Consider the following 26,161-nt stretch of genomic DNA (forward strand, 5'->3'; position numbering starts at 1 on the left):
CACAGCACAGTCGTCGGCCTCGGCGCTCCCCCGGTCGGGGGAGGGCCGAGGCCGACGGCTTTCGGTGGGCGGGCTGGTACGGGTACGGGTGCAGGTACTCGTACGGGTGCAGGTACTCGTACGGGTGCAGGTACTCGTACGGGTGCAGGTACTCGTACTGGTCCGGGTACTCGTACTGGTCCGGGTACTCGTACTGGTCCGGGTACTGCGTCTGCTACTGGTTCCGGTCGTCTACTACTGCTACTGGTTCTGGTCCCTCTTGGGCTCAGCCCGCGAGCAGCTTCTTGACCACGGCGGCGACACGGCCGCCCTCGGCCTGCCCCGCGACCTTCGGGTTCACGATCTTCATGACCTGACCCATGGCACGCGGCCCCTCGGCACCCGCCGCCCTGGCCTCCTCGACGGCCTGCCCGACGATCTGCTGGAGCTCCTCGTCGGACAGCTGCTTGGGCAGGTACGCGGCGAGGACCTCCCCCTCCGCCTTCTCCCGCTCGGCCGACTCGGGACGCCCGCCCTGCGCGAAGGCGTCCGCGGCCTCGCGGCGCTTCTTCGCCTCGCGGGTGATCACCTTCTGTACTTCGTCGTCGGAGAGCTCGCGCTTCGTCTTGCCCGCGACCTCCTCCTTGGTGATCGCGGCGAGGGTCAGCCGGAGCGTCGCGGAGCGGAGCTCGTCGCGCTCCTTGATGGCGGCGTTGAGGTCTTCCTGCAGCTTCGACTTGAGCGTGGTCATGTCGTCGATTGTCGCAGGTGTGGTGCGGCGGTCGCCTGCTGATTTCAGCACCGTGCCCGGGACACGCCGTCGATGGGCGCGAGGCTGTCCACAGGTTCGAGGTTGTCCACAGGGGGGGCACGCGGGGGTGTCGGGGTCTGACACGATGGACGTATGCGCGCGCGATACGGAGTACCCCTGGGAATCACGGCGGTGGGCGCCGCCGGACTGTTGTACGCGGCGGGTTTCGAGGCCCGCTCGTTCCGCCTCCGACGGGTGACGGTCCCGGTCCTGCCACCAGGCATGCGACCGCTCCGCGTCCTCCAGGTCTCCGACATCCACATGGTGAGCGGTCAGCGCAAGAAGCAGCGCTGGCTGCGCTCCCTGGCCGGGCTGCGCCCCGACTTCGTCATCAACACCGGGGACAACCTCTCCGACCCTGAGGGCGTCCCCGAAGTCCTGGACACCCTCGGACCGTTGATGGAGTTCCCCGGTGCGTACGTCTTCGGTTCGAACGACTACTACGGCCCCAAACTCCGCAACCCCGCCCTGTACTTGCTGGAGAAGTCCCATGGCCGTCACGGTCTGAACGGCAACAAGCCGGCCGTGGGCGCCATCCACAACCCGTGGGAGGACCTGCGCGACGGCTTCGACGCGGCGGGCTGGCTGAACCTGACGAACACCCGGGGGACGCTCAAGATAGAAGGTGCCGAGATCGAGCTGACCGGCCTCGACGACCCGCACATCAAGCGGGACCGGTACGCGCGCGTGGCCGGCGGCCCGTCGGAGTCGGCAGACTTCTCGATGGGCGTGGTCCACGCCCCGTACCTGCGTGCGCTCGACGCGTTCACGGCGGACGGCTACCCCCTGATCCTGGCCGGTCACACTCACGGCGGCCAGCTGTGCCTCCCCTTCTACGGCGCCTTCGTCACCAACTGCGACCTGGACACGGACCGCGTGAAGGGCCTGTCCACGCACACGGCGGAGGGGCAGACGTCGTACATGCACGTCTCGGCGGGCTGCGGTACGAGCCGCTACACGCCGGTACGGTTCGCATGCCCCCCGGAGGCGTCACTGCTGACGCTGGTCGCTCGGCAGTAGGTCGGATGGCGGTAGGTCGGACGGAAGCGGGTCGGCCGGAATGTGGCGGTCGAGCGCGGGGGATGATCGGAGCGGCGTCCAGTGCGGCGGGAACGGCACGTCGATCGGGTCGTTCGGGTCGATAGCGTCGTGCGGAGCGTTGATATTGCTGTTGCTGTTGATGGGGTGCGAGTCCACGCCCGGCCGTCACCCACTCGGGTGACCCATATCGCCCGATTCGCCCCCCGCGCTTAGCGTGGGGCCATGATCGCCCCGATCCCCAGGGACATACCCGACCTGCCCGCGATACCGGGCATCCCCTCGCCGGCCCCCTTCATCGTCCCGGCCACGGCAGTGGTGGCCCCCGTGCGTCGCCCGCTGGTGGCCGCCTTCCGCCTCCTGGTCGCCCTCGTCGCGGCCGGGGGCGTGGCCATCGAGATGCGCCTGGGCAGTCCGCTCCACGTGCTCAGCTACTTCACCATCCAGGCCAACCTGCTGGTGGCGGTGGTCTTCGCCGCCTCGGCCCGGCGAGAATGGACGGCGCGTCGCCCGCTGCCCGCGGTCCTCACCGGCGGCACGCTGCTCTACATCTCGATCACGGGCCTGGTCTACCACCTGATCCTGGCGGACCCGTCCAGCGGCTTCTCCATGACCGGGGGTATCGCCCCGCCCACCGGCTGGCAGGTGGTGGCGAACCAGATCCTGCACACGGCGACCCCCATCGCCGCGGTGATCGACTGGCTCCTGCTGGCCCGCCCGGCGCCGTTCGCCATCCGGCATGCGACGACGTGGCTCGTCTACCCCCTCGCCTACCTGGGCTTTTCCCTCGTCCGCGGAGCGATGCTGCCGCCGGGCACCTCGGCGCGCTACCTCTACCCCTTCGTGGACGTCGACCGGCACGGCTACGTGGGCATCCTCGGCAACACCGCGATCCTCGGCGTCGCCTTCTACGCCCTCGCCCTCCTCGTCATCGCCCTGGACCACGTCCGCCCCGACCCGTACCGCTACCGCGGCCGACGCCCCGAAAACCGGATTTCGTCTCCGGCCACCAGTGGGCTAAAGTAAACGACGTCGCCGCGAGAGCAGCGACAATCGGGGTGTAGCGCAGCTTGGCAGCGCGCTTCGTTCGGGACGAAGAGGTCGTGGGTTCAAATCCCGCCACCCCGACAGTGAAGTACCAGGTCAAGGGCCTGATCCTCAGTGAGGATCAGGCCCTTCCTGCTTCTCCGGTGATCGTTTGGGAGGAAACTGGGAGAAGATCTTGGTCGGGGTCTCCCGGGCGGCTGAAGCCGCGCCCGCCCGACCACCGAGTCACCGCGTCTCGCCCAGCTGCGCCTTCGCGAACTGAGCGCCGTGCAGTCCGGATCCGTGCTGCTGATTCGTCGTGGCAGAACCGATGGGGATGCCGGACGTGAATGATCGCGTGACGATCACGTGTGAGGCTCACCGGGCTCGGATCTCTGCGAGGTTGAACTCCCAAGTACCGTCCGGCGCACAGGACATGCGCACGCCACCACGCGTCGATACCGTCCACATGCTGGGAATGGGCCGCTCCGGCCGTCCGTCGCGCCGGGCGAGGACTACGCTGCTCCACAGACGTCCCAGACCCTGGCGGCATGTCGTTGCCGAGCACAGATCGCCGCGGGGAGCGGGCCCTTCGCCCGTCGCCCGGCGCATCCCTGGAGGGAACCGGGTGGGTCCGCAGTCCTGCCGCGCAGGCCGGCCAGTCGGCCGTTGCCCGACCTCCGCCGAATGTACTCCGCTGCCGGAAGTGGGCCGACGGCGCCGGGATCCCGGCGCCACCGACTCCCCTGCCGGACGGTCTTCCGAACCGAGGCGTCATGCCCCTTCCGCCGCTCACCATCTACCGTCACGACCGAAGAAAACGGGCACTGATCACGCTGGCCGGTGAGATCGACCTGGAGACGGTGCCCCTGGTGCGCGCATCACTGGAACGGTGTCTGCGCGACGGCATCCGCACCATCGACGTCGACCTCACCCCCGTCACCTTCTGCGACTGCAGCGGCCTCAACGCCTTCCTCCACGCCTCACAGCGCATCACCGCGGCCGGGGGGACGCTGCGACTGCACCATCCACCACCGACGCTGCTGCTCATGTTCGATGTCGCCGGCTGCGAATTCCTGCTCCTGGGCGTCCCGTTCGGGCAGCTGTCGCCTCCTCCTGGGTACGCCCCGGTCACGACCGCTCCCGTCCCGCCTCATCGGCGTTTTCCGCCTGTTCCGCCTCTTCCTCCTGTACCTGCCCTGTCGGGCGGTGCGGTGTGATGGCTCGGCCGTATCAGGGAAGGTCACGGCAGCCCCGTGGAAACGAGAAGCCCGGCGTGAACTCCGGAGCGGACCTCAGAGCGGACCCGGGAGCGGCCGCGGTGCGGATGCGCCGGGTGAACCGATGGCTCGTGGAGGACATCCGCGAGGATCTGGGGAATCTGTACGAGGACTCCTGCGCGACGGGATCCGGAAAGGCATACCGCCGTCCCAGCCGCCAGGACTTCCTGAACCAACTGACGGGCCACATCCGCCGACCGGGATTCGCCATGGTGATCGCGGAGACGGACAGTCTGACGGGGTGCGCCTTCGGGTTCCCCGTACTCGGCGACGGCCGCTGGTGGCTCGGCTTCGACGGTGTGCTGCCGCGCACCATTGAGCGGATCACCAAGTCCGGCGGTGTCTTCGCGATCAGCGACACCCTGGTCCGCCCGCACCCGCAGGACCAGAAACTGGCCCACCGTCTGCAGGAGAAGCTGCTGACCGACCACCAGGCGACCCTTGGCGCCACCTTGGTGGATCAAGCCGACCGCCCGACTCTCGACTCGCTCCACTCCTCGGGATGGCTGGACATCGGAGAGGTTCGGAGGCCGACGAGCCCCACCACGTTCCGTGCGCTGGTGCTCCCCCTCGGGGAACGGACCACGGCAAGGCTGGAGGGTCTTGCGCACGAAGCCCGGATACGGTGGCCCGGGTGAGGTCCGACAACCGGTCGGCCCGGATCCAGGTACTGGTCGCCGAGCAGGCGGCCCGGCGGGGTGCCCGGGTCGGCGTGGTGGACGTGTGCACCGCAGCGGTGGCCGCACTGCCGGTCGGCGGGGCCGGACTTTCCGCGATGTCCAGATCTGCGGCCAGCCATCCGTTGTGCAGCACCGACGATGTCAGCGAGCAGTTGGAGGAGCTCCAGCTCACCTTGGGCGAAGGGCCTTGCGTGGATGCCTTCACAAAGGGTTCCGCCGTACTGACGCCCGATCTGCTCGCCGCCGAAGTGCAGGACCGCTGGGCCGTGTTCGCCGACGCGGCCCTGGAAGCCGGGGCACGCGCCGTCTACGCCTTCCCTCTGCAAATGGGTGCGATCAGCCCCGGAGTTCTGGACCTGTACTCCCAAGTCCCGGGCAGGTTGAACGCGGAGGAGCTGGCCGATGCGTTGGCTTTCGCCGACACCGCCACTCTGGTCCTGCTCGACTCCCGGATCGACGGGGAGGAAGACCTCGCCGGCGGATGCTCGACGGACGGTCGCTACGAGGACCTGGGCGTGTACCGAGCGGAGATCGACCAGGCCACGGGCATGCTGACGGCCCAGCTCGGAGTCAGTGCCGAAGACGCCTTCGTCCGGCTGCGCGCCTACGCCTACGCGAGAGGACGCCGCCTTGCCGCGGTGGCCGCCGACGTGGTCGCCCACCGGCTCACGTTCCCCCCGGCCGCGGACAGGGATCAGACCGACGATGAAGCCTGACACCTTTGCCTGGCCAGGAAGCCGAACCAAGAGACCGAACCAAGAGGCCGAACGAAGACACCGGACCAAGAGGCCGAACGAAGAAACCGGACCAAGACACCGGACAAGAAGTGAGTTGCACTTCCCGTCCCTTCATCCGGGCCGGGATCAGTCTCGACGGAGGGTGTGCACGATGAATCAGCGACTCCTGGCCAAGACCTTCGTCGAGCTGGCGGACAACCTGGTCGCCGACTTCGACCTGATCGATTTCCTGCGTCTGCTGACCGACCGCTGTGTGGGCATGCTCGGCGCGAGTGCCGCAGGCGTGCTGCTCGCGGACCGCGACGGCGAACTCCGCGTCATGGCCGCCTCCGACGAACAGGTGCGCCTGCTGGAGCTCTTCCAGCTGCAGAACGACGAAGGGCCGTGCCTGGACTGCTTCCGCACCGGCGCACCGGTGATCGTCGCCAACCTGAGCGGGGAGGCCGACCGCTGGCCACGCTTTGTCGCGGCGGCCCACCGCAGCGGGTTCGGGTCGGTCCAGGCCCTGCCGATGCGTCTACGGGACGAGGTCGTAGGGGCCCTGAACCTCTTCCACGCCGCCCCGGGCCCCTTCGAGCCGGACGCCACGCCGCTCGCCCAGGCCCTGGCCGACGTCGCCACCATCAGCCTGCTGCAACAACGCACCGCGCACCGCAGCACCGTCCTCAACGAGCAACTGCAGAGCGCGTTGAACAGCCGCGTCCTGATCGAACAGGCCAAGGGAAAACTCGCCGAACGCCGGGGCATCGACATGGAACAAGCCTTCACCACACTGCGCGGTTACGCCCGTGCTCACAACCGGCGCCTGTCCGACCTGGCCCGCGCGTTCATCGACGACTCCGAAGCCCTCCCCGGCCTGAGGACCTGACCAAGGCCACGGCCTGCCAGCAGCAGCTCCCGGGCTGTGGTTCACGGGCTGTGGTTCACAGACTCTGCTTCCGGGGCCGGACGGCCGCCGCCGATGGTGCTCGGCGGCGGCCGTGGCGCGAGGACGCGAGGCCCCCCCGGCCATCGTGTCCTCGCGCGCTGTCCTCCGCGGCGGCGGGGTGGCGGGAGCACCCCGAGTGGAAAACGCCAGGAGGACGGAAGCTGGAGCCGCGTTCTCGGCGATGCGGCTCCGGCCGGCCTCGATTGCGACTCGGGGGCTGGGAGCCTGGGTGGGGGACTTGCCGGTTCCGTCGATTCCTGACACGGACGAAGTCCCACCTGCCTTGCTCTGACCGTAGAGCACATGCACGACGAGCGGAACAGGGCATGACGTACGCGTTCTGGCCTCGATGCCGCTTCGGAACGGACCTGGCAGGAGCAGCCGGCCACCGTTCGGGGGCTGCCGACGGACGCTTCATCGGTCACCCGCGGCGCTCGCGGTCCCGCCGGTCCTCGCGGTTCCAGCGCGCTCGGTGCTGTCGGCTGTAGCGGCGATCCCAGCGGTCCTGACGCTCCCGGCGGTCCCGGTAATCCTGGTACTCACCGAAGTCGGACCCGTCGCCGCGGCCCCGGCCCCCGCCACCACGGCCGTAACGGGCGGCTCCGAAGACCAACACAGCCGCGGCGACCCACCAGACGGGGTTGAGGAAGCCGAAGCCGAACAGAACCACGATCAGGACGAGAAGCAGAACGAACACAACGGGCCTCCCCGGGAGCGGAACACAGCATCGGTACCGGGGACTGGGGCCTCCTCCACAGCGTAGTCCTGCCCGAAGACTGCCGATAGCACGCGACACATGCATCTACTGCCAGATATCGATGGCCACTTGACGCTTACTGAGGAAATGCCGGAAGGGCCGGCGGGTGACGTGCCGCCCCGGCCCACGGCAGCGTCGCACCGCGAACGCGCCCCCAAGGGGGCGCACTCCGCGCATCGGTGCCGGAACCCGCCGCGCCACGGGCGTGGCCGTTCTCGCACTCGCTCCCCGCCAGGAAGCGATCCCGGCGCGGCCCGATGCGCTGCATGCGGGCAACGATCCGCTCGACCGAGCCGGCTGACGCCCTCACCGAGGCCCCCTTCACCCCAGCAGCCCCCGCCGGCCCCGGGAACTCCCCCATTCTGAGGCCCCGTTGACACGGGAGGGCGCCGAGCGTTGACTGACAGCACGGCGTAGGGCCGTGCCACCCCGGATCGTTCGGGCGAGGCATTCCCCCTTCCCGCTCCGCCCGGCCCCCGCGGAACCAGGAAATCCCCGCGATCCGGAGGTCCGGCGATGTCTCGGATTCCTCTCCTTCCGCTGATCCGTTCCGACCGCGGCCACAGGTAATCCACCTTCAACGACGAGGCCGGCCATGAGCGTTGGACGAACCGTCAAGAACAAGACTCAGGAAATCAAGGGCTGGATCACTGAAGTGTTCGGCCGGGCCACCCGCAACAGGAAACTGGAACGGCAGGGCAAGGTCGAACGGGTCTCCGGCAATCTGAGGCAGGCGGGCGAAAAAGCGAGGCACGCCTTCAGACGGTGACCACGAAGCCCCGGGTGGCGCCGTAGTCGTGCGGACACCACCCGGCAGGCATCCACGCGGATTCTCTGGGAGGAATTGAGGAATGGTAGCCGTGTTCATCGTGGTGATCACCGCCCTGATCGTCTTCGCCACGGCAGCCGTACTCGTGGGACGCGGACCGGTCCGGGACGGCGGTCAGGGCGGCGGCGGGCCGAACCACCGCTTCGGATCCCCGTACGGCCCTTCCCTCACCCCTGACGACGACACCGACGTGGCCGGTCCGGGACCCGGCGAGCACTGATGCCGTACGGAAATCACCGAGCGCAGTATCGTTGGCTGTGGGTTGGTTCACTCTCACGTGCAACCGCCCGGAAGGGCGGCTCCGGCGTGTTTGCGCCGGAGCCGTTGGCTCATGCCTCGTGAGGGTGCCACGCCCGGAAGGGAGAGGGCATGATCCAGGCAGCCGATATCCGTGAGTGGCGCGACCACGATGTCGTGGACCCGAAAGGGCGCAAGATCGGCGTACTCGAAGCGATCTATGTGGACACCACCACCGACGAACCCGCCGTGGCCACCGTGCGAACTGGGCTGCCCACCCGCCAGCGCCTGGTTTTCGTCCCCCTCGACGAGGCGATCCTCGGGCCGGGCTACCTCAAGGTCTCCTACGCCAAGAGCCTGGTGAGAAAGGCTCCTTCGATCGGCACGGACGATATCCTGCCCGCCGAGCAGGAGAAGGGGATCTTCCAGCACTACGACATGACCTACCAGCCAGGCGTGAAGGGCGAACGCCAACTCGCACGCCGCTGAGCGACCGCGCCCCGTCCCACTCAGTCCGGTCTGGTCCAGCCCAGTCGGGTCCGGTCCAAGGAAGGCGTTCAGGCAATGGTGCTCTTCCTTCTCCTCGTCCTCGTCGCCGTTGTCCTGGGAATCATCGGAGTGGCAGCCGAGGGCCTGGGATATCTGCTGATCATCGGCATCGTGCTGCTCGCGGCCGATGTGGCCATCGCCTACGCCCGATGGTCCCGGCACGCAAGCCGTCGCCCCATCCGCTGACGGTGGGCAACGGGCGACCGCGCGTCCGGCACGCCGTGGAAATCGCTCCACCGTAACCGTCCATCGGGCCCCGGACAGGAGTATCCTGAAGATACCGAGGGTACTTCGTACACTGGCTTCGATGCCCGTGCCGTCCCCGGCGATTCACGACACCGGGCCGGTCCCGGCCGGCCCGGGGCAGGGCTCGCGTGATGACCGCAACCATGTTCGACAAGCCCGCGGTCGAAGACCGGATCTTCTCTTCTTCACCGTCACCTCTCCGGCTGCAGCTGGCGCCACCCGGCACGGCCCCCGCCCTGATCGACGGCGCATGGTGGCCACACTCCCGCGACCTGACCGCCGAGCTGCCCACGCTCACCGCCGTTTTGGACCCGCTGTGGGGGCGGATCACCCACGTCACCGTGAACCCCATGTTCTGGCCGGTCATCCCCCGCAAGGTTCCCGTCCAGGGCCATGTGGTGAAGGTCGGCTGGTTCAAGGCCGAGCAGGACCCGCACAAACTGCTGCTGCTCTCCTACACCGCGGGCCGCTGGGACCTACTGGTGATCCCGCCCGAGACCGACGCCGTCACGGCCGCCCGGCTGATGACCACCGCCACGGATCCCGCACGCTGCCTCACCGCGAGCGGCCTGATCCAGGAAGCCGAGCTCTTCCGCATCGCCACCGAGGCCGAGGCCGCCGCATGGGACTCGGCCCGGGAAACGGTCTGGGATTCCGAAGGCGGACACGACGCCCGCCACACCTCCTCACACAGTCCCGTGGGCGCCGCCATCGGCCGCGTGCCGATTCCGGCGGCGGGCATGTGACAGACATGCAGTCGCCCCGACCGTCCCAGGCCGGGCGTAAGTAAACCGACGGCCTTGACGCCTGCCCGGCGTCAGGGCGTGCTCCGGTCTGTCCGGCCCGCCTCAGGGTCCTTGGCCGGGTCCTTCTCCGCGACTGGACGCGCTCGATCGGTTCCGGTGTCGATGGTGATCTGTTCAGCCTCCATGACGTTGTCGGCATGGACGGCTCTGGCCATCGCGGCACGTACCGCGTCGAGCGTCGCGTGCGGCGGGACCACTAGCAGGGAGAAGTGGTCCTGATCGCCTCGGCGGCAGGCAGGCAGGCAAGAGCACGAGGCCCGGTCTCGGGATATACGGGGCCTGTCGGCCCTACTGCCCCGCGGAGCGGGCGGAGCAGGCTCGCCGTGTGACCGAGAAGCGGTCTCGCGCGTCCGGTGCTCCGCTGCAGCGACGCGTTTCCGACCTGGTGACCCCGTCACCGCGGTCCATCCTCTGAGGGAGCGAAACATGGCCACCTTGATCATTGTCCTGGTGGTGCTCGTCGTCCTGGTCCTGATCGGGCTGGCGATGGCCATCCGTATCGTCCGGCAGTACGAGCAGGGTGTCCTGTTCCGGTTCGGCCGGCTGGTCGGCCCGCGCGCACCCGGGCTGCGGTTCATCATCCCCTTCGTCGACGTCCTGCACCGCGTGTCGCTGCGCATCGTCACCATGCCGATCCAGTCCCAGGGCATCATCACCCGCGACAACGTCAGCGTCGATGTCTCCGCCGTGGCCTACTTCCGCGTGGTCGACGCGGTCAAGTCGGTCATCGCGATCGAGAACGTGAACTCGGCGATCAACCAGATCGCCCAGACCACCCTGCGGAAGGTCGTCGGCCAGCACACCCTGGACGAGACCTTGTCCGAGACCGACCGCATCAACTTGGACATCCGTCAGATCCTCGACGTCACCACCGCCGAGTGGGGCGTGCAGGTCACCCTGGTCGAGCTCAAGGACATCCAACTGCCCGAGTCCATGAAGCGCGCGATGGCCAGGCAGGCCGAGGCCGAGCGGGAGAAGCGCGCCAAGATCATCAACGCCGAGGGCGAGTCCCTGGCCGCTGCCGCTCTGGGCGAGGCCTCCGACACCATGATGGCCCACCCACTCGCCCTGCAACTGCGCAACCTGCAGAGCCTGGTCGAGATCGGCGTGGACAAGAACACCACCGTCGTCTTCCCCGCACCACTGATGAGCACCATCGGAGAACTCGGCGCCTTCCTCGCCCGCGAAACGACCGCGGCAGCCACCACAGCGCCACCGTCCCCCAGCCCCGTACCGGCTCTCGGCCTGACCGAGTCCGCTCGCGTGCCGGCACCGCATGGAGCGACCGAGAGCCTGTGAGCACCCGTGGCAGCGCGAGGCTTGCGGTGGCCCACGGCGCACATCCGCCGGCCGGGTCACCGCATCGTGGTCCGCGTCCCCGCCCCGCGCCGCCGTTCGCGGCGAGGCTGACGGTCCGCATCAGAGCGGGCCGTCGGCCGGTGTGGGGCGGGGCGCCGCGGTGCTGAAGCGGCCCGCACGGCGCCGCAGGTGACGGCGGCTGTGGTAGTGCCTGGGAACCTGAGGTGCCGTGACTGCAGCTCCGTAGAAGAGCCGTTTACCGATCTCGATGAGGGCCAGGTAGGCGAGGATCATGCCGACCAGCGTGGCGAAGAACGCCCCGGGAAGCGGTTGGAAACCCAGAGTGTGGGCGAGTGGGGTGGCCGGCAGCACGGCGCCGATCGTGACGACGCCGAGCGCGGCGAGTGTCAGCGGCAGGCTGGGGTGGCTGCGGAAGAACGGGATACGCCGGGTGCGGATGGCGAAGATCACCAGGGTCTGGGTGGCCAGCGATTCGACGAACCAGCCGGAGCGGAACTGGGCCGGCCCCGAGTGGAAGACCCAGAGCATGACGCCGAAGGTGACGAAGTCGAACACCGAGCTGAGCGGTCCGAAGGAGATCATGAATCGGCGGATGAAGGCGATGTCCCAGTGCGAGGGCTTCCGCAGCTGCTCCTCGTCCACGTTGTCCGTCGGGATGGCCAGCTGACTGCTGTCGTAGAGAAGGTTGTTCAGCAGGATCTGCGAGGGAAGCATCGGCAGGAAGGACAGGAACAGCGAGGCGCCCGCGGCGGAGGCCATGTTGCCGAAGTTGCTCGAGGTGCCCATCAACACGTACTTGATGGTGTTGGCGAAGATCCGGCGCCCCTCGGCCACACCGTCCGCGAGGACATTGAGGTCTTTCTCCAGCAGGATGACGTCGGCCGCGTCCTTGGCGACATCGGTGGCCGAGTCGACGGAGATGCCCACGTCGGCCGCGTGCAGAGCCAGTGCGTCATTGACCCCGTCGCCCAGGAAGGCCACGCCGCCGTGGCTGCGCCGTTGCGCGTGCACGATCCGCGCCTTGGCCTCGGGACTCACGCGCGCGAAGACGGTGGTCCGGGTGATCGCCTCGGCCAGTTGTGCGTCGTCCAGTGCGTCGACCTCGCTGCCGGTCATCGCGCCCGTATCGGTGAGCCCCAGGTCACGGCAGACCTTTGCGGCGACTGCGGCGTTGTCGCCGGTGACGACCTTCACCGCGATGCCGAGGCCGGAGAGTCTGCGCAGGGCCGTGGCGGCGTCCGCCTTGGGCGGGTCGAGGAACACCAGCAGCCCGGCCAGGCTCAACCCCCGCTCGTCCTCGGGCTCCACGGCCTGCGATCCGGGGGCGACGGGCCGGGTGGCGACGGCAACCACCCGGTTCCCTGCCGCGAACTCAGCCGCCAGCGCCTGACGGGCTTCGGGCGGGACGTCGACGCAGCGGCCCAGGACGGTCTCCGGGGCGCCCTTGGTGACCAGGCTCGTATGGCCGTTGCTGTCCCGCACGAGGACCGAGACCATGCGCCGTTCGTGATCGAAGGGCAGCACCGCGACCTGTGTGTACCCGTCCAGCGCGGCCCGCTCGCCGACGGTGGCCGGAGACCGCCACAGGGCCTGGTCCAGCGGGTTCCCGCCGACGTCCTGCGCATCCCTCGCTGCGTTCTCGGTACTGAGCAGTCCCCATCGCGTCACCGCGTCGGAGCCGTGGCCGTCGGCGGGAACGGCGCGCATGTACTCGATACGGCCCATGGTGAGCGTGCCGGTCTTGTCGGTGAACAGGACATCGACGTCGCCCAGGTCCTCGATGCACACCAGCCGCTTGACGAGCACCTTGCGCCGGCTCATCCGGCGCGACCCGGCGGCAAGACTGGTCGAGACGACAGCGGGCAGCAGCTGCGGGGTGATACCGACCGCGATAGCCAGTGAGAACAGCAGCGCGTCGATGATCGGCTTGTGCAGGGCGACGTTGATCACGAAGATCGAGGTCGTCAACGCACCCGCGACGTAGACCAGCAGCAGCGAGAAGCGCCGCAGGCCGACCTGGAACTCGGTGTCGAGCGGGTGGGTGTCGAGCCCCGCGGCGATCTTGCCGAACTCGGTGTGCGCCCCGGTGGCCACCACCACCCCGCGGGCAGCGCCGGCCCGGACGACCGTGCCCATCAGAGCGCACCCGGACAATTCGGCCAACGGGGTCCCGGCCGCGACCGCGGCGAGGTTCTTGTCCACCGGCAGCGACTCGCCCGTCAGCACCGACTCGTCGCACGCCAAACCGGTGGCCTCCAGCAGCCGCAGGTCCGCCGGCACGATGTCGCCCAGACGCAGTTCCACCAGATCACCGGGGACCAGCGCCGTGACATCCACCAGCGTGGCCCGGCCGTCGCGCAGCGCCACGGTCTGGTGGTGGATCTGCGAGTGCAGTGCCTCGGCGGCCTTCTCGGCCCGGTACTCATTGACGAAGCCCAGTCCCACGGACACACTCACGATCAGCCCGATGATCACCGCATCACTTCGCTCCCCGACCAGGAAGGACGCGACAGCGGCCGCCACCAGCAGCCCGAGCAGCGGCGAGCGGAGCTGATGCCACAGCACAGGGAACACGCGGGCGCGGTGAGTGGCGACCGCGTTCGGGCCGAACTGTGCCTGGCGGCGCAGGACCTCCTCGCCGCTCAGGCCCTCCAAGGCGACGACGCCGAGTCCGCGCAGGACGTCGTCCCCCGACAACACCGCCGCCGACACCACCCCGGGCAAGAACACAGGCGGCTGCGCCGGAGCAGAGACGCTCATCCGGCCCCGCCTTGACCGGCGGGGACACCGTTCCTCGATGCGAGGCACCGGCTGGTCCGACGATCTCGGCACTGCTGCTTGGTCACAATCATCACCGCCCTGGGGCTGTCACGCCCGGCGAGGACGCGGGGTCCAAGGACTCGGCGCGCTCCGTGGGGTCCAGCATCGCACGCTCATCCCGGTTCAACGCCCGGCACGTGGTGAACCCCGCTGAGCATCAACAGGGGTGATTGCGCACCTGCTGGCGAGGAGTACATGCCAGACAGGGGGAGAGTCTTCCGGCGAGTAGGCTGGGCACACCGAGGGCTTTGCGTGCGCCGGTGGCCGTGTCGGCGTCGTTCTCGGTGGACGACAATGCCGGGCCGGTGAGACCGTGCCTGGAGGCAGGTCCACGTCATGGAACCGACTGCCGGCCACTCCGCGACCACGGCGAAGCGCCCCTCCCCACCACAGCCGCCAGTCCGGCTTTCACTGGCGCCGCACAAAGCCGTCCCGGGCGGATTCGACGGCGCCTGGTGGCCGTACTCCCACAACCTCGCCGACGAACTGCCCGTTGTGGTGCAAGCGATGGACGGGGTGGGCAGCATCACGAGGGTCATTCCGGGGATCGAGCGGTGGCCCGATATCCCGCACCGGGTAGCCGTCGGCGGGCAGTTCGTCAGCGCAGGATGGTTCGCGTCCGGGCACGAGCAGAACGTGGTTGAAGGTGAACCCGTCGACGATGGCCGTGCAGAGCCGGGGATCCGTGAAGGTCTCGCTGTCCAACGCTTCACCGCCGAACCGTGGACGCAGTCATCACCCTGATCGCCGATCCCCGTGGGACCTTCTCCTCACCGAGGGCGGCCGGTCGGGAACAACGTGCCAAGCCCATCACCACCTCGCCCCGACGAAAGAGGTCATCATGCAGCCACCGAAAACTTCCTCCGCCGGGCAGACCGAGGTACGCATCGTCGCCACGTCCCCCGAGTCCGCCCGCCGCGTCGCCGAGGTCCTCCGTCGTTGCTTCGCCGCCACCGAGCAGCGCAGCTATCCCGCGGGCCGCGATGGCGGGACCCGCCTCGACCTCACCGTGGACACCACCCGCACGGCGGAGCCGGCACGGTCCTGGCTGGAGACCAGCCGGCCTTCAAGGAATGACGCCGCGGAATGACGATCACCAGACGGACAAGGTCCGAAGCGACCCTGGCGGACCGGCGCGGTGCGCGATAGTGCGGTGCGCGATGGGCGGCGTTCGGAACCGGTGCCTCGCCGGGGTCCGTCCGACATGCCGCGGGAGTAGCGTGGAGGCATCGAGAGTATTTCGCACACCGGCCGCCACGCCGGTGTCGTTCTCGGCGAGTGACGACACCGGGCCGCCGCCCCAAGCAGCGGCCGGGAGACAGGTGCGCGCGATGTCCGCGACCACCGACCGACCCCCACTGCGGATCGTGCCCTTCAGGGCTCCGACCGCTCGCCTCGCGCTCAAAACCGTGAGCACGTCCCGAGGACCTCTCGACGGTGCCTGGTGGCCCCGCTCCCGGGACCTGACAGACGAACTCTCCGCTCTGGCCGACGTACTGGACCCCCTGTCCGGACGGATCACCCGGATCGCCGTCAACTCGACGTACTGGCCTGCCATCCCGAGCAGGGTGCCCGTCAACGGTCACGTGGTGAAGGTCGGTTGGTTCACGACAGAGCTGGACCCCCACAAGATCCTGCTGCTGTCCCACACCACGGGCAGCTGGAACCTGCTGGTGATACCACCGGAGACCAGCGCCCCGGCAGCCGCCCGCCTGATGGCTGCCGCGACCGACAGCGCCCGCCCTCCGACGACCGCGAGCGCGCTCATGACAGCGGAACACGCCCTCCACGGCAGTTCCATGACTGCCCTGGACCAGGATTCCGAGGGAACCTGGGAGGACGGGGATGACGCCTCCGCCCACCGGGCAGCTGCCGCCCGGCCATGCCGCCTGATCACGGCGAAGTGAGCGTCATGATTCACCACCGTGGCCTTCAGCGCCCTACTGATCCTGACCGTCGCGGCCACCCGTGGATCACCCGGCTCAGCCCCCAGCACGCGGAAGGCATCGGTTCCCACTCGTACGACACCCCACCGACCGGGAGAAGCATCTCGGGCAAGCCGTCGCCGAACCCGCGTCGTCGGCCGCCCCCGAGGCCGGAGGCCGCCGAAACCACTCCCCACTCCACCGGCTTCCTTCACACACCGGCTTCCGCGCTGGTGCTGTTCTCGCCGATCCATTGCAACGGACGCTGAAAGACCCGCCATCATGGCAACACTGCACGAGCGGAAGAACTACCGCCAAGCGATCATGAAAATGCTGTACGAGGCCACGGAAGGCAATCGCCTCCTCGGCGTCACCGGGGCGAGGCTGCGTGACGATCTCCAGGTCCCTGAGCAGGATCTGGCCGCGGCCTGCGCATATCTGGTGGGCGAAGAGCTGATCACCGTCGACTGGGCGCAGGGAAACACACCCGTGATGGTGATGTTGACGCATCGGGGGATCCGGCTCATGGAGGCCGAGGAGGAGGAACGCGGCTGACGCGACCCGGGGGCCGGTGCACTCTCCCGTGCGGCTCTACCGGCAGAGTGTTCGCGGCAGCAGGTCTACGGGCCATCGGCTCGGTCCATGGTGGTGCGGCCGTCGGCTCAGTCCAGGACGGCGAGGTGGTCGGCCGCGCCCCCGCGCCATTCGATCAGGAAGAGGGTCGCGTCGTCGCTGGTGCGGCCGCCTCGTTGCTGCTTCAGGGCGTGGGAGAGCGCGCGCACCACCGCTCGTACTCCCTTCTCTCCGTGTTCGATGCGGTTGACCCAGTGGATGAGCTGTTCCTCGCCGAACTGTTCTTCGCCGGCCTCGTGCTCCTCGATCAGGCCGTCGGTGAAGCACAGCACTCGGTCGCCACGTCGGAGCATCTGCTCGCTGATCCGCGGATCCTCACCGCCGAAGCCGACCGGCAGGGTGGTCGGGCCCGTCAGCTGCCGGACGACTCGGTGGTCGCGGATCAGCAGCGGTGCGGGGTGACCGGCGTTGACCCACTGCAGGTGACCCGTTGCGACGTTCAGACGCATCATCTGCGCGGTGACGAAGTGGTCGGGTCCGAACTGCTCGGCGATCGCCCGGTCCATGAACGCGTAGATCTCGGACAGTCCGACGTCGGCACGTCGGGCGTGCCGGTAGGCCCCAATGGCGACGGTCGCCATCGTGGCGGCGTCCAGGCCGTGGCCCATCGCATCGACCATGGCCACGTGCAGGATGTCTTCGTTCAGGGCGTAGTCGAAGCTGTCGCCTGCGACGTTGTAGGCGGGCTCCAGGATTCCGGCCACCGCGACCTGTGGGATGGACATCGCCAGCGGCGGCAGCAGGGACCACTGGATCTCCGCGGCCACGCTCATCGGTTCGCGGCGCCGGGCGAGGAAGAACTGGTCGGTATAGCTGTGCTTGGTGACCAGCATGTCGGCGACCAGGCCGGCGAGCCTGCGCAGCAGCCGCCGGTCGTCGCCATCGACGACGTCCAGGGTGAGGGCCATCACGCCCACCTGGTCGCTGCCGTCCAGCAACGGCAGGTACATCCGGACACCGTCGGCCTGCGGCACCTCGGCAATGGTCGCGTACAGGAAGGCTGTACCGGCGGGAGAGTCATCGATCGGCTCAGGCTCGCCGACCATCAGCCGCCGGCCCGGTAGCGGCACCAGCACCAGCTGGCCATAGTCCTGCAGCAGGATCGAGACGTCGCGGCCACCGACCCTGGCCACCTCTTCCGCGATCAGCGGGGCGACCAGCTGCGGCGGCATCTCGTGTGCCCGGTCCAACAGCACCCCCAGCAGCCGCTCACCGAACCCTTCCGAGCGGTCCACCATGCCCTTGTCGGGCCGCCGCTCACCTTCCGCCACGGCCGACCCCCCGCACCGGCGCCTTCGAAGCCTCGGCCGCCATATCCCTGCTCATTTCGTGCCACGAATCCAGCGCCCGCCCCGACGTCCTCGGGTCCATCCGGCGGTCACGGCGGATGTGCTCGACCCGCTCACGTGATCTGTACACACGAGCTCCTGACACGGCCGTGATCAACCCGCACAGAGTGACTCGGCCGACCAACCCAAAAGGCCCATTACGCCACACGCGGCATGTCACACACGGTCAGCCCCGGGGCGAAACGGTCGAATTGCTCTCCGCCAGGAGCTGTCTCGGACGTGGTCACAGCCCGGCGTGCCAGTCCCGCTCGAGATCGCCCGTGTCGAATACGCTGCGAAGACGTCGAACCTGGCGTCCTCGATAACGCGTACGCACAAGGGAATGCCGCCCGGTGGCGGCTCTTCACGTCGGTCCGGATGGCGCGGCTGCCGGATGCGGAAGGGGTGTGGCATGAGGTCCCCAGGTGTGCACCTACGGGAGATCACCGACGCAAACCGGGATGCCGTTCGTGCCCTCCGGGTCCGACGGGACCAGAAGCAGTTCGTCGCCTCCGTGTCCAAGTCGCTCAAGGAGGCGGCAAAGAAACCGGAGGCCAATCCCTGGTACCGCGCCGTATACCGTGGCGACGAGCCAGTCGGTTTCGTGATGCTGTCGTGGAAGCCGTCGGCCGGTCTTTTCGAAGGGCGGCACTTCCTCTGGCGCCTCCTCGTCGACAAGCGGTACCAGCGGCGAGGGGTCGGCCAAGAGGCGCTCACGCAGATCGCCGCCCTGGTTCGCGCGGACGGCGCCACCGAGCTGCTGACCAGCTACGAGCCCGGTGACGGCGAACCGTGGCCCTTCTACCAGGGGTTCGGGTTCGAGCCCACCGGGGAGATGGACGACGGTGAGATCGTTCTGCGGCTGACCTTCCCCGCCGGGTGAGCTCAGATGGGAAACCGCGGACGGTTCTGACCGCCGGTGGTCGCATGACGGAGAAGCGCCCGCCCGGTCCCCAAGAGCCGGCCTCGGTCTCGTCGGGTCCGGCTCTTTGCCTGCTCCCGCACCGCTGCGGGATCCCGGTCCTTCACCTCAATCCGGGCGGCGAAGACATGGGACCCGCAGCCGTCCGCTCGGTTGGCTCAGGCGTTGGGACGCTTGCCGTGATTGGCCTTCTTCTTCTTACGGGCGCGTCGCTTGTTCCCTCGCTTGGCCATGGTGCATATCTCCCTAATTCAGTACTTTCTACGCCTTCGCCAGTCTAGATATGGACCGGCGTGTCCGCATCAGCGGTGCCGCGGGCGCAGCGCCCGCATACCGGCGCTCCGCCACCCCAGAGCAATCACTGGCTTCCGTCGAACGCGCGCCGAAGCCGCCCAGGGTGACAAGGATGAGGAGACTCGACCGATCTCAGTACGTGGCTATCGGACGTCCACGAAGTCGCCGGCCGCGTTGACCGCCGGAGTCGTCGTCGTGCCCGCGAAGCTGTAGCGGAAGTAGCCGTCGGTGGAGGCGGTGACGGTCGTCTTGAGGTTGCCCGTCGAGTTGGACTTGATCGTCTTCACCGTGGTGTAGGTGTTGCTGCCCTTCTTGCGGAACTGCAGCTTCACCGACTGGTTCGTGTAGCCGTGGTACTTGTTGTCCTCCCAGTTGGCCCGGGAGAGCTTGCCGGTGACCGTGATGGTCTTGCCCTTCTTCACCGGCTCCGGCGAGGCGTTGACCGTCAGCGTCGAGTAGCGCTGCACCTTGAACGTGGTGGCCGCGTCCCGGTGGATGTAGTCGTAGTCATGGGCGGAGACCAGCGTGGCGAGGTCCCAGGTGGCCGCCGCGCTGTTGTTGACGAAGCCGGTCGCCGCCTGGGGGTCGAAGGTCAGCGTGCCCGTGCAGGTCGACGTGGTGGCGCTCGCCTTGACACACGTGATCTCGCCGTCGTCGTACCAGATCTGCGCGAAGTTCGGCTTCGGACCGAAGGCGCTGATGTACGTGGTCTCGGCGATGCCCGAATCGTCCGACGCGGTCACGGAGACCTTGGCGGTCACCACCTTGGTGGTACCGACCACGACCGGCTTGCCACCGTTGACGACGACCTTGTCGATCGTGATGTTGCCCGAGCCGCCGTCTTCCGCCTGGGCGGCGGTGGCACCGAATGCGGGGGCGACCAGCGCGACGCTGGTGCCGAGCAGGGCAAGGCGCGTGGTTGCGCGCATGGATGTCCCCCCATGGAGTCCTGGTTGATCACAGGGAGCGTACGGCGTGGGCCAACGGTTCACCACGGTGTTGTTTCGACGCAGGAGGGGCCGGTGAGGGTGACGCAGCCCCTGTGCGCTACGGTGACTCGCTTTTGTCGCGCACCTATGGGGGGTTTGATGCGACGAACCACAGCAGCCGCGAGTGTCGTCACCGTACTCGTGCCGCTTCTCCTGGCCGGCGCTTCCACGGCGTCGGCCGCAGCCAAAGGGTCAATCACCGTGAGGACGTTGGACCGGAGCGGCAAGCCGGTTCACGCCCAAGTGGCGGTCTACAACACGAAAACGAACGACTTCCGCTACATCGACAGCAACAAGGCGACGTCACTGCCCAACGGCAGCTACGAACTCGTCACATCCTTCACCGACGCCGAGGGTGAAGGCGCCACCGTCGGCGGCCACAGTCTGACGGTCTCCGGGGCCACGAAGACCACGTTCGACGCCCGGAAGGGCCGCCCGGTCAACGTCTCGCTCAGCCCGAAACCGGGCAGCGGATACGACCACACGGTCAGCGCGTACGTCTGCGCCTCCGACAACAGCCCCGCCACCATGGGCATTTCGGCGGAGGCGGGTGACCTGTACGTCATCCCGACGAGCAGCAAGGCGTACGAGGTGTCCTACGGCACCGCGTACCAGCCACAGTCAGCGACCGGCGGGGACTTCTGGCTGGCCTCCGCCACACACAGGGGCGGCGTGCCGTCCGGGGTGTCCGCGACACTCAAGAAGTCCGGGCTGACCACCCTCAAGGTCTCTGCCCGTTCCGGCCCCGACAGCGGACAGGCGCAGTTCTCGTTCAGCTACCAGTCGACGGGCGGCGACGGCTGCTCGATGTCCACGAACTCGCTCTGGTTCCAACGTGACCTGCCCAACTCCTTCAGCGTCCACCTCCCGCCGGGCGAGTGGAACGTGGGCCAGCAGAGCCGCGACTTCATCTACGACGGGTTCCACAAGTACGCGGCCGGCAAGACGACCTCGCTGGCGCTCGGCCACGCGGTCTGGGGGCCTGGCGGGCGGCTGCCCAACACCTGGTACCACCAGCTGTACTTCGGGTCCATCAACATGTTCGCCGACCCCACCCTTCCTGCCGGCGGGACGCTGGCCGACGGCACCGTGAAGCTGACCCACGCGGGCAAGACGCTCTACTCGCACAACTACGCGCGCGGGGAGGACGTCGACGGGCACCCGCGGATCCCCGGTGCGGGCTGGTACACACTCAGTGAAACCGGCCATCGCAGCCTGCCGTCCGGTTCGCTGTCGACCAGTTCCAGCCTCAGCCTGCACTTCTACGCGGATCCCAGCAAGAACCAGCAGATCCGTGACTACATCACCCGGTTCTGGCCCGAAGCGCTCAACAGCAGGAACCGGGCGGCTCCCGGGTCGACCACGACCGTCGCCCTGGGGATGCAGCGCAACGGCACGGACGACAGCACGGTGCGTCAGTTGTCGGACAGCGTGAAGTCCGTGCATGCCTGGTACACCACCGACAACGGCGCCCACTGGCACGCCGCCACCGCGAAGCTGTCCGGCGGCAAGTGGACCATCGCCGTCCACAACCCGGCCTCCGGCCACGTCGGCCTGCGCTCGACGGTCACCGACACCCACGGCGACAGCTCGACGACCACGGTGTACAACGCGTACGCCGTCAGCTGAAGGCCGCCGGACCTGCCCTGTCACACGGGCAGGTCCGGACTCCACAGACCCGGCTCCCGGGTTCAGTACGCGATGAACTAAATATATGGCGCATTCAATACACAGCGCATTCAATACACTGTGTATCGTGAATCCGTGAGTACACCAGACGCCGTGCCCGGACGAGAGACCCGCCCGCCCCGCCGCCGCGTGCACACCCGTGCGCGGCTGCTGGAGTCGGCTGAACGCGTCATCGTGGAGCACGGCTACGCCCAGACGACGATCGAGGACCTCTGTGCCGCCGCGGGATACACGCGAGGCGCGTTCTACTCCAACTTCCGCGGCAAGGACGACCTGGTCCTCGCGCTCTTCGACCGCCACTCGGCGGACCGTCTCGACCAGTTGGAACGGCTGCTCGACGGGTCCGGTGCCGTCTCGGCCGAGGGCGTGGCCCGGGCGTTGCTGGAGGTCGACGCGCTGGAGCGGAACTGGATCCTGCTGTTCCTGGAGTTCCGTATCCACGCCGCCAGGGATCCGCGGCTCGGCGCCAAGCTGGACGAACACGACCGAGCCGTCCGGGACGCCCTGGCAGAGCTGCTCCAGAGGTGCTGTCCCGGGGTGGCGCGCGGGGTCGCGCCGGTCGGCGGGGTCGCGGCCACCCTGCTGGCCATCCGTGAGGGCATCCTCGCCAGGACGGCGGGCGAGGGACCGGGTGCGCGGGAAGCGCTGGAGGCCGCGGTCGCGACGCTCTCGGCGATCCTTCCCGAACTCGGCATCGCGTCGGCCCCCGCGGCCCCGGAGCCGGAGTCATAGGGCGCGCGGGCATCGCCCTGCACATGGCTTGACGTCAGGGGCACCGGTCACGGGCCGGCGCCCGGTTCCCCCTACTTCCGCGAGGGATTACACGATGCAAGGGACGCCGCCCCGTCCGGACGCCCGACGGGCAGACTCCCGGCGCTGGAAAGCGCTGATATTCATCGCACTTGCCCAGCTGATGGTCGTCCTCGACACCACGGTCGTCAACATCTCCCTGCCGTCGGCGCAGCACGACCTCGGCATCTCCGACGGCAACCGCCAGTGGGTCATCACCGCCTACTCGCTGGCCTTCGGCGGGCTGCTGCTCTTCGGCGGCCGCATCGCCGACCTGGCCGGGCGCCGCCGTATGTTCATCATCGGCCTCGTCGGCTTCGCGGGAGCCTCCGCGCTGGGCGGTGCGGCGGTCGGCACGGCGACCCTGCTGGCCGCCCGCGCGCTGCAGGGAGTGTTCGGGGCTCTGCTGGCGCCGGCCGCCCTGTCCCTGCTGGCCGTGACGTTCAGCGAACCGAAAGAGCGTGCCAAGGCGTTCGGCATCTACGGTGCCGTCTCCGGTGGCGGCGGCGCGCTCGGACTGATCCTCGGCGGTGTGCTCACGCAGTATCTGAGCTGGCGCTGGGCGCTGTACGTCAACATCCCCTTCGCGGTCGCCGGGATCGTCGGCGCCGTGACCGTGATCCGCGAACCCGCCGAGCGGCCCCCGAGGTCCCGGCTGGACATCCCCGGGGTCCTGCTGGCGACCGCTGGTCTGGTCTCGCTCGTCCTCGGCTTCTCACAGGCCGAGACGCACGGGTGGCACGCGCACATCACCGTGACTCTGCTCGTCGCCGCGGTGCTCCTGCTCGCCGTGTTCGTCGTGGTCGAGAGCAGGGTCGCGACGCCGTTGCTCCCCCTGCGCGTCGTCACCGACCGCAACCGCGGCGGGGTGTACCTCTCCCTCGGGCTGTCCGTCATCGGGATGTTCGGCCTCTTCCTCTTCCTCACCTACTACCTGCAGGTCGTGAAGGGCTACACCCCCTTCGCCACCGGACTCGCATTCCTCCCGATGATCGTCGGCATGGTGACCGGGTCCACCCAGATCGGCTCCCGGCTGATGAACGTGCTGCCGCCCCGGCTGCTGATGGGCACGGGCTTCCTGGTCTCCGCTCTCGGCATCCTGATGCTCACCCAGCTCCGGGTCGAGAGCTCGTACGTCTCTGTGGTGCTGCCCGCCCAGGTGCTGCTCGGGCTCGGCATGGGAACGGCCTTCATGCCCGCGACGAGTCTGGCCACGCACCACGTGCAACCGCAGGACGCCGGCGTGGCCTCCGCCATGGTCTCCACCTCGCAGCAGGTCGGCGGTTCGATCGGGACCGCACTGCTGAACACCGTCGCGAGCAGTTCGGGCCACCGCTGGGCCGCCCGGCACCTTCGGCAGGCCCGGTCCCTCGGCAGGACCGGCTACGCCAATCACGCCGCCGTCCACGGGTACACGGTCGCGACCTGGTGGGCCGTGTCGATCCTCGGCATCGCCGCGCTGGCCGCCTTCACCCTCATCGACGCTCCCCGCCAGGACACCGGCCCGTCCGCCGCGACCGACACGGAGAAGACGGCAGCGCCCGTCCTGCACGGCTGAGGCAGGACGAAGGGGTTCCTCCCGATGGCCCGGGTGGAACCCCTTCAGCACGACACCTCCACCGCTCAGCCGGTGAAGACCGCCTTCATCACCGATCCGTCGGACACCCGTGCCAGCGCCTCGGCATGGTCGCTCAGCGGGAACACCGTCACCAGCCGGGCGAGATCGAAGCGCGCCGTCAGTGCCGGGAGAAGCTTCACGTACTCGGCCAGGTGCGCTCCGGAGAATGCCCAGGAACCGATCACGTCCAGCTGCCGGAAGACGATCTGGTGCGGGTTGAGCACCGTGTCACCGGCGTCGGTGTACTGGCCGATCACCAGGTAGGAGCCCCCGCGCCGGGCCAGGGAGAGACCCTGGGCCACCGCTGCGGGCACTCCCGCGCACTCGATCACCAGATCGGCGCCGAGCCCACCGGTCGCCTCCAGCACCTCGGCCGGCACCTCCTGGGGTGTTGCCGCGCCGGCGATGTCGATGTGCACGTCGCCGATACCGGCCTCGGCCGCCAGTCGCAGCCGCTCCGCGGGGCCTCCCACGATGATCACCTTGCCCGCGCCGGAGAGCTGGGCCAGTGCCGCGGCCGCGAGGCCCACCGGCCCGCTGCCCTGGACCAGGACCGTCTCGCCCAGCCGGACCGGCCGACGCTCGTGGAGGGCGTGCACCACCGTCGGACCGGCACAGGCCAGAGACATCGCGGCCACCTGATCGACCCCCGGGTCGAGTCTGACGACCGTGGTCCCCGGACGCAGCACGATGTGCTCGGCCCAGGCCCCGGAAAGGGCCGGTTCCTCCGCCGTGGAGCGGTTCACGCCGTAGGTGCGGCGCTGCTCGCACAGCGTCGGTTCCCGGTACTGCCGACAGGGCACGCAGACGCCGCAGGCGATGGAGGAGGCCCACATCACCGCATCCCCCACCCGCAGCGGCCGACCGGCCGCGTCCACGCCGGTGCCGGGGCCCAGCTCGTGCACCACGCCGAGACCTTCGTGGCCGAGCACCAGCGGGGTGGGCACCGCGAGGTGGCCCTTCTGAAGGTGCAGATCGGTTCCGCACACCCCGCCGTAGCCGCAGGCCACCACCAGCCCGCCGGCAGGGGCCGGCGGCAGGTCGAACTCCCGCAGCTTCAGGGGCTGGTCGAACTCCTCCAGGACCAGGGCACGCGACCGCGGTGCGGGTCGCGCGGTCATCGTGCGGCTCCGTCGAGGGACGCGAGGAACGTCTCCTCAAGGGGCACCAGCGGCCGGGTGTCGCGCAGGACCACGTGTTCCGGGCGTGGTTCACCGGGCCAGCTCGGCAGGTTCGTGGTGTCGTTGTAGGTCGCGATGAGAAGCCGACGGGGGAACGGGGACATGTTCGGAGCCGAACCGTGCACGATCTCGGGGGAGAAGAAGACCAGCGAGCCGGCCGGTCCCTTGGGGCTGGTCATGCCGTGCGTGGCGACCAGGTCGGCGAGCTGCTCGGCGGTGAGCGCGATGTCGTCCGGGTCGAGGTGCAGCTCGGACTTGGCCCCCTGGCGGCGGTCGTCGCGCACCAGGCCGGCGCGGTGGGAGCCGGGGACGAAGATGACCGGGCCGTTGAACTCGTCCACGTCGTCGAGGAAGACACCGACGTTGATCTGGCGGGGGGCGGGCAGGTTGTCGGCGATCCGCCAGGCGACGTAGTCCTGGTGCCACGACCAGCGTTCGCCGCCGAAGGCCGGCTTGGCGTTGATCTTGAACTGGTAGGGGTAGACGTCCTCGGTCAGCAACTGCCGGACCGGCCCCAGGACCCGGGGGTCACGCAGCAGTGCGGCGTACTCCGGTTGGCGCTGGTGGGAGGCGTAGACGGCCCGCACCGCGGCACCGTCGTCCTCGACGATCCGCTGGGGTCCGGGGACCTCGCAGTCGCGCTCGAACGCCGCACGCAGGGACGCCACTTCGGCGGCGGTGAGTGCGGACTCCACCAGGAGGAAACCGTCCTCGTGGTAGCGGTCGATGTGTTCCTCGCTCATCAATTCT

At 68.8% G+C, this 26,161-nt stretch carries 28 protein-coding genes, 1 tRNA gene and 1 pseudogene; 21 read left to right on the forward strand and 9 right to left on the reverse strand.

What is annotated here, in order from left to right; all coding sequences use genetic code 11:
• Positions 1–265: 265 nt before the first annotated feature.
• Complete coding sequence (locus tag SMIR_RS16570) at positions 266–730, reverse strand: GatB/YqeY domain-containing protein (protein WP_168494112.1); 465 nt, start codon at positions 728–730, stop codon at positions 266–268.
• Positions 731–883: 153 nt separating this feature from the next.
• Here SMIR_RS16570 and SMIR_RS16575 point away from each other — a divergent pair, with 153 nt between their 5' ends.
• From SMIR_RS16575 to SMIR_RS16600, 7 genes are all read left to right on the forward strand, one after another.
• A complete protein-coding gene (locus SMIR_RS16575) occupies positions 884–1,810 on the forward strand; it encodes a metallophosphoesterase (protein ID WP_212727164.1) in 927 nt (308 codons plus the stop codon).
• A 243-nt stretch (positions 1,811–2,053) separates the two neighbouring features.
• Positions 2,054–2,854 carry a Pr6Pr family membrane protein gene (locus tag SMIR_RS16580; protein WP_168494108.1) on the forward strand — a complete coding sequence of 267 codons (801 nt, stop codon included), beginning with the start codon at positions 2,054–2,056 and terminating at the stop codon, positions 2,852–2,854.
• Between the two features lie 28 nt (positions 2,855–2,882).
• A tRNA-Pro gene (locus SMIR_RS16585) sits at positions 2,883–2,956 on the forward strand.
• 674 nt (positions 2,957–3,630) lie between these two features.
• Positions 3,631–4,074, forward strand: a complete 444-nt coding sequence (locus SMIR_RS16590) for an STAS domain-containing protein (protein ID WP_168494106.1) — start codon at positions 3,631–3,633, stop codon at positions 4,072–4,074.
• A 56-nt stretch (positions 4,075–4,130) separates the two neighbouring features.
• Entirely contained in the window at positions 4,131–4,772 is a 642-nt protein-coding gene (locus SMIR_RS43505) for a hypothetical protein (protein ID WP_249938435.1), read from the forward strand.
• Positions 4,769–5,530, forward strand: coding sequence for a GAF and ANTAR domain-containing protein (locus SMIR_RS16595; RefSeq protein ID WP_249938436.1), 762 nt, complete (start codon positions 4,769–4,771; stop codon positions 5,528–5,530). Before SMIR_RS43505 ends, SMIR_RS16595 begins: the two co-directional genes overlap by 4 nt.
• Before the next feature lie 172 nt (positions 5,531–5,702).
• Entirely contained in the window at positions 5,703–6,419 is a 717-nt protein-coding gene (locus SMIR_RS16600) for a GAF and ANTAR domain-containing protein (protein WP_168494102.1), read from the forward strand.
• Between the two features lie 481 nt (positions 6,420–6,900).
• Here the strand turns inward: SMIR_RS16600 and SMIR_RS16605 are convergent, their stop codons facing one another.
• Entirely contained in the window at positions 6,901–7,176 is a 276-nt protein-coding gene (locus SMIR_RS16605; RefSeq protein WP_168494100.1) for a hypothetical protein, read from the reverse strand.
• 655 nt (positions 7,177–7,831) lie between these two features.
• Between SMIR_RS16605 and SMIR_RS16610 the strand changes: the two genes are divergently transcribed.
• The 5 genes from SMIR_RS16610 (at position 7,832) to SMIR_RS16630 (ending at position 9,843) form a co-directional block, all read left to right on the forward strand.
• On the forward strand, positions 7,832–8,005 hold the full coding sequence (locus SMIR_RS16610) for a CsbD family protein (protein WP_168494098.1): 174 nt from the start codon (positions 7,832–7,834) through the stop codon (positions 8,003–8,005).
• An 82-nt stretch (positions 8,006–8,087) separates the two neighbouring features.
• A complete protein-coding gene (locus SMIR_RS16615) occupies positions 8,088–8,285 on the forward strand; it encodes a hypothetical protein (protein WP_168494096.1) in 198 nt (65 codons plus the stop codon).
• Between the two features lie 149 nt (positions 8,286–8,434).
• Entirely contained in the window at positions 8,435–8,791 is a 357-nt protein-coding gene (locus SMIR_RS16620; RefSeq protein ID WP_168494094.1) for a PRC-barrel domain-containing protein, read from the forward strand.
• Between the two features lie 75 nt (positions 8,792–8,866).
• Complete coding sequence (locus tag SMIR_RS16625; protein WP_212727166.1) at positions 8,867–9,037, forward strand: hypothetical protein; 171 nt, start codon at positions 8,867–8,869, stop codon at positions 9,035–9,037.
• 191 nt (positions 9,038–9,228) lie between these two features.
• Positions 9,229–9,843 (forward strand): DUF5994 family protein, encoded by a 615-nt coding sequence (locus tag SMIR_RS16630; RefSeq protein WP_168494090.1) that lies wholly within the window; start codon positions 9,229–9,231, stop codon positions 9,841–9,843.
• A gap of 71 nt (positions 9,844–9,914) precedes the next feature.
• On the opposite strand, the pseudogene SMIR_RS43510 reads toward SMIR_RS16630, so the two are convergent.
• A pseudogene (locus SMIR_RS43510) lies at positions 9,915–10,130 on the reverse strand (DUF5994 family protein); the annotation flags it as partial.
• 199 nt (positions 10,131–10,329) lie between these two features.
• On the opposite strand from SMIR_RS43510, the gene SMIR_RS16635 reads away from it, so the two are divergent.
• Positions 10,330–11,202 (forward strand): slipin family protein, encoded by an 873-nt coding sequence (locus SMIR_RS16635; protein ID WP_168494088.1) that lies wholly within the window; start codon positions 10,330–10,332, stop codon positions 11,200–11,202.
• A gap of 120 nt (positions 11,203–11,322) precedes the next feature.
• Here the strand turns inward: SMIR_RS16635 and mgtA are convergent, their stop codons facing one another.
• Positions 11,323–13,983 (reverse strand): magnesium-translocating P-type ATPase, encoded by a 2,661-nt coding sequence (gene mgtA / locus SMIR_RS16640; RefSeq protein ID WP_212727167.1) that lies wholly within the window; start codon positions 13,981–13,983, stop codon positions 11,323–11,325.
• Between the two features lie 396 nt (positions 13,984–14,379).
• Between mgtA and SMIR_RS44910 the strand changes: the two genes are divergently transcribed.
• From SMIR_RS44910 to SMIR_RS16660, 4 genes are all read left to right on the forward strand, one after another.
• Entirely contained in the window at positions 14,380–14,787 is a 408-nt protein-coding gene (locus tag SMIR_RS44910) for a DUF5994 family protein (RefSeq protein ID WP_168494084.1), read from the forward strand.
• A gap of 97 nt (positions 14,788–14,884) precedes the next feature.
• The gene (locus SMIR_RS16650) at positions 14,885–15,133 is read left to right on the forward strand and encodes a hypothetical protein (RefSeq protein WP_168494082.1); all 249 of its coding nucleotides are present in this window, start codon (positions 14,885–14,887) and stop codon (positions 15,131–15,133) included.
• A 319-nt stretch (positions 15,134–15,452) separates the two neighbouring features.
• A complete protein-coding gene (locus SMIR_RS16655; RefSeq protein ID WP_349636905.1) occupies positions 15,453–15,950 on the forward strand; it encodes a DUF5994 family protein in 498 nt (165 codons plus the stop codon).
• 300 nt (positions 15,951–16,250) lie between these two features.
• Positions 16,251–16,523 carry a hypothetical protein gene (locus SMIR_RS16660; RefSeq protein ID WP_168494078.1) on the forward strand — a complete coding sequence of 91 codons (273 nt, stop codon included), beginning with the start codon at positions 16,251–16,253 and terminating at the stop codon, positions 16,521–16,523.
• Between the two features lie 107 nt (positions 16,524–16,630).
• Here SMIR_RS16660 and SMIR_RS16665 read toward each other — a convergent pair whose 3' ends face one another.
• Complete coding sequence (locus SMIR_RS16665) at positions 16,631–17,872, reverse strand: PP2C family protein-serine/threonine phosphatase (RefSeq protein WP_168494076.1); 1,242 nt, start codon at positions 17,870–17,872, stop codon at positions 16,631–16,633.
• 469 nt (positions 17,873–18,341) lie between these two features.
• Here SMIR_RS16665 and SMIR_RS16670 point away from each other — a divergent pair, with 469 nt between their 5' ends.
• On the forward strand, positions 18,342–18,812 hold the full coding sequence (locus tag SMIR_RS16670; RefSeq protein ID WP_248003049.1) for a GNAT family N-acetyltransferase: 471 nt from the start codon (positions 18,342–18,344) through the stop codon (positions 18,810–18,812).
• A 197-nt stretch (positions 18,813–19,009) separates the two neighbouring features.
• On the opposite strand, the gene SMIR_RS44915 is transcribed toward SMIR_RS16670, so the two are convergent.
• Together SMIR_RS44915 and SMIR_RS16675 are read right to left on the reverse strand one after the other, a co-directional pair.
• A complete protein-coding gene (locus SMIR_RS44915; RefSeq protein ID WP_100661309.1) occupies positions 19,010–19,084 on the reverse strand; it encodes a 50S ribosomal protein bL37 in 75 nt (24 codons plus the stop codon).
• 204 nt (positions 19,085–19,288) lie between these two features.
• Complete coding sequence (locus SMIR_RS16675; protein WP_168494074.1) at positions 19,289–20,074, reverse strand: single-stranded DNA-binding protein; 786 nt, start codon at positions 20,072–20,074, stop codon at positions 19,289–19,291.
• A gap of 261 nt (positions 20,075–20,335) precedes the next feature.
• Here SMIR_RS16675 and SMIR_RS16680 point away from each other — a divergent pair, with 261 nt between their 5' ends.
• From SMIR_RS16680 to SMIR_RS16690, 3 genes are all read left to right on the forward strand, one after another.
• Positions 20,336–21,763 (forward strand): hypothetical protein, encoded by a 1,428-nt coding sequence (locus SMIR_RS16680; RefSeq protein ID WP_248003048.1) that lies wholly within the window; start codon positions 20,336–20,338, stop codon positions 21,761–21,763.
• 135 nt (positions 21,764–21,898) lie between these two features.
• Positions 21,899–22,555 (forward strand): TetR/AcrR family transcriptional regulator, encoded by a 657-nt coding sequence (locus SMIR_RS16685; RefSeq protein ID WP_168494070.1) that lies wholly within the window; start codon positions 21,899–21,901, stop codon positions 22,553–22,555.
• Positions 22,556–22,649: 94 nt separating this feature from the next.
• Positions 22,650–24,170 carry an MFS transporter gene (locus SMIR_RS16690; protein WP_212727170.1) on the forward strand — a complete coding sequence of 507 codons (1,521 nt, stop codon included), beginning with the start codon at positions 22,650–22,652 and terminating at the stop codon, positions 24,168–24,170.
• Between the two features lie 65 nt (positions 24,171–24,235).
• Here SMIR_RS16690 and SMIR_RS16695 read toward each other — a convergent pair whose 3' ends face one another.
• Together SMIR_RS16695 and SMIR_RS16700 are read right to left on the reverse strand one after the other, a co-directional pair.
• The gene (locus SMIR_RS16695) at positions 24,236–25,351 is read right to left on the reverse strand and encodes a zinc-binding dehydrogenase (protein WP_168494066.1); all 1,116 of its coding nucleotides are present in this window, start codon (positions 25,349–25,351) and stop codon (positions 24,236–24,238) included.
• The gene (locus SMIR_RS16700) at positions 25,348–26,154 is read right to left on the reverse strand and encodes a phytanoyl-CoA dioxygenase family protein (protein ID WP_168494064.1); all 807 of its coding nucleotides are present in this window, start codon (positions 26,152–26,154) and stop codon (positions 25,348–25,350) included. Before SMIR_RS16700 ends, SMIR_RS16695 begins: the two co-directional genes overlap by 4 nt.
• Positions 26,155–26,161: the final 7 nt, after the last annotated feature.

Source organism: Streptomyces mirabilis, from assembly GCF_018310535.1.
Lineage (GTDB): Bacteria > Actinomycetota > Actinomycetes > Streptomycetales > Streptomycetaceae > Streptomyces.

Excerpts from the sequence above, each read along its gene's own strand:
- SMIR_RS44910 (WP_168494084.1), top strand. The coding sequence starts at position 14,380 with ATGGAACCGACTGCCGGCCACTCCGCGACCACGGCGAAGCGCCCCTCC.
- SMIR_RS16625 (WP_212727166.1), top strand. The coding sequence starts at position 8,867 with ATGGTGCTCTTCCTTCTCCTCGTCCTCGTCGCCGTTGTCCTGGGAATC.
- SMIR_RS16690 (WP_212727170.1), top strand. The coding sequence starts at position 22,650 with ATGCAAGGGACGCCGCCCCGTCCGGACGCCCGACGGGCAGACTCCCGG.
- SMIR_RS16620 (WP_168494094.1), top strand. The coding sequence starts at position 8,435 with ATGATCCAGGCAGCCGATATCCGTGAGTGGCGCGACCACGATGTCGTG.
- SMIR_RS16580 (WP_168494108.1), top strand. The coding sequence starts at position 2,054 with ATGATCGCCCCGATCCCCAGGGACATACCCGACCTGCCCGCGATACCG.
- SMIR_RS16700 (WP_168494064.1), bottom strand. The coding sequence starts at position 26,154 with ATGAGCGAGGAACACATCGACCGCTACCACGAGGACGGTTTCCTCCTG.
- SMIR_RS16610 (WP_168494098.1), top strand. The coding sequence starts at position 7,832 with ATGAGCGTTGGACGAACCGTCAAGAACAAGACTCAGGAAATCAAGGGC.
- SMIR_RS16675 (WP_168494074.1), bottom strand. The coding sequence starts at position 20,074 with ATGCGCGCAACCACGCGCCTTGCCCTGCTCGGCACCAGCGTCGCGCTG.
- SMIR_RS16600 (WP_168494102.1), top strand. The coding sequence starts at position 5,703 with ATGAATCAGCGACTCCTGGCCAAGACCTTCGTCGAGCTGGCGGACAAC.
- mgtA (WP_212727167.1), bottom strand. The coding sequence starts at position 13,983 with ATGAGCGTCTCTGCTCCGGCGCAGCCGCCTGTGTTCTTGCCCGGGGTG.
- SMIR_RS16670 (WP_248003049.1), top strand. The coding sequence starts at position 18,342 with ATGAGGTCCCCAGGTGTGCACCTACGGGAGATCACCGACGCAAACCGG.
- SMIR_RS16635 (WP_168494088.1), top strand. The coding sequence starts at position 10,330 with ATGGCCACCTTGATCATTGTCCTGGTGGTGCTCGTCGTCCTGGTCCTG.
- SMIR_RS16575 (WP_212727164.1), top strand. The coding sequence starts at position 884 with ATGCGCGCGCGATACGGAGTACCCCTGGGAATCACGGCGGTGGGCGCC.
- SMIR_RS16590 (WP_168494106.1), top strand. The coding sequence starts at position 3,631 with ATGCCCCTTCCGCCGCTCACCATCTACCGTCACGACCGAAGAAAACGG.
- SMIR_RS16695 (WP_168494066.1), bottom strand. The coding sequence starts at position 25,351 with ATGACCGCGCGACCCGCACCGCGGTCGCGTGCCCTGGTCCTGGAGGAG.
- SMIR_RS16650 (WP_168494082.1), top strand. The coding sequence starts at position 14,885 with ATGCAGCCACCGAAAACTTCCTCCGCCGGGCAGACCGAGGTACGCATC.
- SMIR_RS16630 (WP_168494090.1), top strand. The coding sequence starts at position 9,229 with ATGACCGCAACCATGTTCGACAAGCCCGCGGTCGAAGACCGGATCTTC.
- SMIR_RS16615 (WP_168494096.1), top strand. The coding sequence starts at position 8,088 with ATGGTAGCCGTGTTCATCGTGGTGATCACCGCCCTGATCGTCTTCGCC.
- SMIR_RS16660 (WP_168494078.1), top strand. The coding sequence starts at position 16,251 with ATGGCAACACTGCACGAGCGGAAGAACTACCGCCAAGCGATCATGAAA.
- SMIR_RS16570 (WP_168494112.1), bottom strand. The coding sequence starts at position 730 with ATGACCACGCTCAAGTCGAAGCTGCAGGAAGACCTCAACGCCGCCATC.